5 protein-coding genes are annotated in these 4,109 nt (G+C 74.7%); 1 reads left to right on the plus strand and 4 read right to left on the minus strand.

Features of this window, described 5'->3' with window-relative positions; genetic code table 11:
• Positions 1-190: 190 nt before the first annotated feature.
• The 4 genes from AC1MIR_RS20000 to AC1MIR_RS20015 all read right to left on the minus strand — a co-directional run bounded on the left by AC1MIR_RS20000 (position 191) and on the right by AC1MIR_RS20015 (position 3,439).
• Positions 191-376, minus strand: coding sequence for a peptide chain release factor 1 (locus AC1MIR_RS20000; protein WP_480029944.1), 186 nt, complete (start codon positions 374-376; stop codon positions 191-193).
• 113 nt (positions 377-489) lie between these two features.
• Positions 490-1,695, minus strand: a complete 1,206-nt coding sequence (locus AC1MIR_RS20005) for a hypothetical protein (RefSeq protein ID WP_480029945.1) — start codon at positions 1,693-1,695, stop codon at positions 490-492.
• 116 nt (positions 1,696-1,811) lie between these two features.
• The gene (locus tag AC1MIR_RS20010; RefSeq protein ID WP_480029946.1) at positions 1,812-2,426 is read right to left on the minus strand and encodes a hypothetical protein; all 615 of its coding nucleotides are present in this window, start codon (positions 2,424-2,426) and stop codon (positions 1,812-1,814) included.
• Between the two features lie 74 nt (positions 2,427-2,500).
• Positions 2,501-3,439, minus strand: a complete 939-nt coding sequence (locus tag AC1MIR_RS20015; RefSeq protein ID WP_480029947.1) for a dimethyl sulfoxide reductase anchor subunit family protein — start codon at positions 3,437-3,439, stop codon at positions 2,501-2,503.
• Between the two features lie 172 nt (positions 3,440-3,611).
• Here AC1MIR_RS20015 and AC1MIR_RS20020 point away from each other — a divergent pair, with 172 nt between their 5' ends.
• Positions 3,612-3,890 (plus strand): hypothetical protein, encoded by a 279-nt coding sequence (locus AC1MIR_RS20020; RefSeq protein ID WP_480029948.1) that lies wholly within the window; start codon positions 3,612-3,614, stop codon positions 3,888-3,890.
• The last annotated feature ends 219 nt before the right edge of the window (positions 3,891-4,109 follow it).

A 4,109-nucleotide genomic window follows, 5' to 3' on the forward strand; every position in this document is an offset into this window, starting at 1 on the left:
GCCCCCCCGGCCCGCCCCACCCCCCGGGCCGGGGGGCGGGGGGCCGGCCCGGCCGCCGGGGCGGGCGCGGCAAGCAGCGTGGCCGGGGCGGCAGCCAGCAGGAGGCGGCGGGACAGGGGCATCGGGACGGTTCCTTGCGCAGATCGCGGCCGAAAGGCCGGGTCCATGCAAGCAACCCGCGTGCCAGAGATTACGAAGACGTCATCGCGCCGTTAGGCAGGCCCAATGCCGGTCGCCGCGCGACCGGCGGCGGCGCCGGCTTGTCGCGCAGCTCCGCCAACAGGGACCAGACCTTGTGCGGATCCATGCGCGTCTCGGGATCGTTCAGGAGCCGATCGAGCTCCGCCAGCTTCGCCTCGATTTCGCGCTCGGTCATCCGTGCATGTCCTGCGGCCGGGGCAGTCGCCGGCCCCTTCCGACGGGCCGGCAGATCCGCACCATGGCGCAGGAACGTGGCGGGGCCCCAGCGGTTGCGTGGCCCCGGCGTGATCAATTCGACGACAGGATGGCGGGCGCCAGCGCCTCGGACCTGCAGGCGGCGTGCCCGGGGTTGCGGAAGCGCAGCTCGCCTTCGGGCGCCGCATCGGGCGGGGCCATGCCGAACAGCTCCATCCGGCTGGCGCAGGTCACCGCCACCACGCGGCGGGCCGAGGCCTCCGTCATCCAGCGCCGCGTCGCGCCTTCCAGCTCCATCCGCTCGCGCAGGCTGCGCCATTCCCCGCGGTCCAGGTCGTCGAGAAAGACGGCCAGGATGCCGGGCCGCGTGCCGGACAGGCGCTGCTCGGCCGCCTCCGCCATGCGCCGCGTGGCCGCGCTGGCGATCATGTTCTCCCGCCCCGCCCTGGCCGCCATGACGAAGACCGAGCCGCTGTCGGGTGCCGAGGTCACGGCCAGATGCGCTTCCTCGCCGAACTGGGCGCGTAGCTGGGCCGGCAGGCCGCGCACCGCCGCCTGGGCGCCGGCGAGCACCAGCGGGTCGAGCTTCAGCACGGCGTCGGCGCCGGCGTCCTGGCGCTTCTGCTCGGCGAGCAGGCCGCTGATGCGCCGGTGCAGCTCCGCCACCTGGTCGTCCGAGACCATGCCCTCCGGCAGGGTCATCTTCAGCAGGTAGCGCCCGGGATGGGCGGCAAGCCAGGTCTGCAGCTCGGGGTTCACGCGGTCCACCAGGGCGCACCAGTCGCCGCGATGCACCTGCCGGCCTTCCTCGGCCGAGACGGTCTCGCAGGCCACTTCCGCGCTCGCGCCGTCGCGGGCGATGGTGAGGTCCCAGGGGGTCTCCTCGGCCAGGCCGCTGAAGGCGACCGTGAAGCCCAACGCGCGGTGGCGCTCCGCCGTGCGCAGCAGGTGGAACAGCGGCATCAGCGTGGCCTCGCCGCTCAGCCCCGCCTCGATCCGCTCGCGCAGGCGCTTGCGCGGGCCGGCCGGCAGCGCCTCGGCCAGGCGCACGGCCTCGCGGGCGAAGGCGATCACCCGCTGCTCGGCAGGGCCCGCCCGCTCGAGGCTCGGCGTCTCCGCCAGGCGGGCGAGCACCAGTTCCAGGGCATGGCGTTGCTGCGCCACGCGGCCCGCCAGCGACGGCGCGGCGGTGCGGCGGCTGAGTTCCGCCAGCCGGCTCGTCCAGCGGCGGGCGCCGCAAAGGGCGCGAAAACGCGCAAGGTCGGCCGGATCCGGCCGGTGGTCGGCGGAGGGAGACATGCGACGACCCAGGTTGTTGTGGTCTTGACCCGTTCCTATACGCGGAAGGTGGCCGGCGGCAAGCAGCTTCGGCGCCGCTGCCGGCCGGCCCTCCCGCGCGCCGCGATCGCGCCCGGTCAGGCGCCGAGGGCGGCCGGGGATCGCCCGGCGCGCCGCCGGGCGCCGAGCGCGAGACCGAACAGGCCGGTCAGCAGCAGCGGCCAGGTGGCGGGCGTCGGCACCGGGTTCGGGATGGGAATGGCATAGACATAGCTGGCGCCGTCCTCCAGCGCGGCGAATCCCAGCACCAGCTGCGTCGGCAGGCTGTCCGCCAGCGTCGCCTCCGGCGGGCTCTCCGGCCACTGGCATGTTCCGCCCGGCGCGGGGCAGGTGAAGCTGGTGAGGATCACAAGCGGCACCGGCGTCAGGCCGGAGAGCGTGATGTCCACAAGCCCGGCGGGATCGGCCAGGCGGCGCGCGTGGCTGGCGGCGAAGCGGACGACGATCTCATAGGGGCCGACATCCACCGAGACGTCGAAGCCGAGGCCCTCGCCCGGATGGACCACCTGCCCGCTGAAGGAGGTGCCGATGCGGACGGGGGCGGGGGCGCCGAAGGGCATGGCAACCGCCAGGTCGCCCTTCGCCGTCAGCGTGGCGCCGACGGTGTCCTGGAACCAGCCCGCCTCGGCGCTCCCCATGGCGGACAGCGCCAGGGCACAGCCAGCGACCAGCCTCTTCGCTCCGCCGCGCATGCCGCCCTCCCGCCTTCCATTACGATCGCAACACAGCATGCCCGGCCGCCGATCTCAATCCGCCGGCCGCCGGCCTATCCCTCGCCGGTATAGTAGAGCGTGACGGTGTGGGTTGCCTCGGCGAACATCAGCCAGCGTTCCACCAGCATCGCCGCCAGCGCCACGGCGGCGGCCGGCAGCAGGGCCAGCGCGGCGGCGGCGCCGGGCAGGGGCAGCGCGGCGAGCGCCAGGACCGTGGCGATGGCGAAGCCGCCGAGCGTCAGCCGCCGCAGCTTCGCGCGATGCGCGCGGGCGACCCGGAACCCCATCTCCCGCAGCAGCCAGTTCTGCTCGGTGTGCGGCGGATCGAGCGGCCTGGTGGCGCCGATCCGCCCGAGGCCCGTCGCGCTCTCGATGCTCGGCGCATCCGCCGGCTTCGGCGCGTCGATCGCATCCCAATAGGCGCGCTTCAGCGCGATCGCGCCGCCGCCGAGCAGCGCGGCCAGCAGCGCCGGCGGCCGCGCCTCGCCCCAGGGCGCGGCCAGCGCGGCGAGCAGCGCGGCGCCGCAGAAGGCGCCGAACAGCAGGTAGCCCCAGGGCACCATCGGCAGGTGCCACTGCCGCACCGGCTTGAGCGAGGCGTAGATCATCCCCGTGCACCAGGTGGTCGCCACGGCGCCCGCCGCCGCCAGCACGCCCATGGTCGCGGTCAGCGCCGCATCGCCCGTGGCGAGGCCGAGGCCGAACAGCAGCGCCGGCACATAGGTGGCGACCGCGGCGACAGCCTCCCGCGAGAGCCAGGAGGAGCGCCATTGCGACAGCGCCCGCCAGGCGCGCTCAGGCCGCCCGAGATGCTTGAGCGAGGCCAGCAGGCCGGCGGTGATCAGCAGCAGCGCCAGCGCCAGCGCCGTCAGGCCGAAGGCCGGCGAGGCGGGCGCCAGGCCGAAGGCGCGCAGCAACCCGAGCCAGAACAGCAGGCCATAGCCGGCGCCGGAGGCGGTGGTGAAGAAGACGATGCTCGGTGCGGGATTCATGCGTGTCCGGTGCCGCCTGGTGCGATCATCCCGGCGAGACCGGCCGAGCGTCCCGAGGATCGTGAAGCCGGGGTGTCCCCTGGCGTCAAGATCGCCGGGGCGAGATGGCGTGCTTGATCGGCCGTGGCGCAGCGTGCATGCAGGACATCTGGGCGGAGCCGGGGACCGGGCGATGTGCGATGCCTGCGAGGATTGGGACGCGCGCGAGAAGCGGGAGCCCGGCTCGCATCGCGTCGCACTGCGCGCCCGCGCGATCGAGCGCGCCATGCCGGGCGATCCGGTTCCCGACGCGGCGTGGGGCATCGCGCTCGGCGAGGCGACCGGCGCCATCGCCTGGGCGGATCAGATGCGGATCATGGCCGCGATGCAGGCGGCCGCGGCGCAGCCGCCGGCGCTGTCCTTCGGGCGTCGCCGGCGCGGCGCCCGGCTCGCCTGCGCTGCGGCGAGCTGATCGGCCGCGGCGAGGCTATCCGCAGGCGGCGCAGGTCATCAGGCCGCGCCGCTCGCGCGCCGGCTCCACGGCATAGCCGCAACGCATGCAGTTCGCGCCGTCGTCATCCGGGTCGAAGGGGTCGGCCACCCGGCGTTCCGTGACCTGTGGCCGGGCTGATGTTCCTGGCCAACCCGAACAACCCCACCGGCTCCATCCTGCCGCAGTCGGAGATGGAGC

Source organism: Falsiroseomonas sp. RANM36 (genome assembly GCF_056682175.1).